This is a genomic window from Pseudomonas sp. EL_65y_Pfl1_R83, from assembly GCF_963970695.1.
In the GTDB taxonomy this organism is placed as follows: domain Bacteria; phylum Pseudomonadota; class Gammaproteobacteria; order Pseudomonadales; family Pseudomonadaceae; genus Aquipseudomonas; species Aquipseudomonas tritici.
In genome coordinates this window covers 1-569 of sequence record NZ_CAXAQI010000175.1, presented here as the reverse complement: position 1 = coordinate 569, position 569 = coordinate 1, and the positions used below count along the sequence as shown (strand labels likewise).

Below are 569 nucleotides of genomic sequence, written 5' to 3'. Positions count from 1 at the left end.
GGATGTCGGTCTTGTCGCGCGCGTCATGCGCACGGCGGGCGATGGTGTAGCGCACCAGATCGCGCGGGGTGATGCGCAGCCGCTGGCGGATCGCTGCGGCGAGTTCTTCCTCGGCATGGTGGAGCGGGAGCTTGAGAGCGGTGATGCGCAGCATCGCGCCGCCATAGCCGGGAAGCGCGGTTTCGGGAACTGGGCCTCTGTATCCTCCCCTTTCCGGGGAGGATACCGTCAGATCACATATTCGACCGTGCGGCGCTGCAGTTCGTCCGCCATCACCGCTGCGCGCTTTTCGACGATGCGCTTGTTCAGGCGCAGCACGGTCTGGCTGCCGGTGGTCTTGAATGCGGCGGGGACGACGGCATGGACGAGGCAACCGAGGCCGCCGCCGATCAAAGTCACGCCGAAGCGGGAAGCAACACCGAAATGCTCGGCATAGCTTTCGCCGACCGAGGCGGGGTGATCGAGGAACAGACGGCGAAACATAAGGCGGCTCCTTGGTAACTCAGGCGAATCTGGGCGCAATCTGCGGCAACATGTCGGCGGCCAGTTGGCTCAGCGTATCGTCTCGT

1 protein-coding gene is annotated in these 569 nt (G+C 64.7%); it reads right to left on the bottom strand.

Annotation, left to right across the window (positions count from 1 at the left end; translation table 11 throughout):
- Positions 1-228: 228 nt before the first annotated feature.
- Complete coding sequence (locus AACY08_RS28265; RefSeq protein ID WP_159181853.1) at positions 229-483, bottom strand: DUF6356 family protein; 255 nt, start codon at positions 481-483, stop codon at positions 229-231.
- Positions 484-569 lie beyond the last annotated feature (86 nt).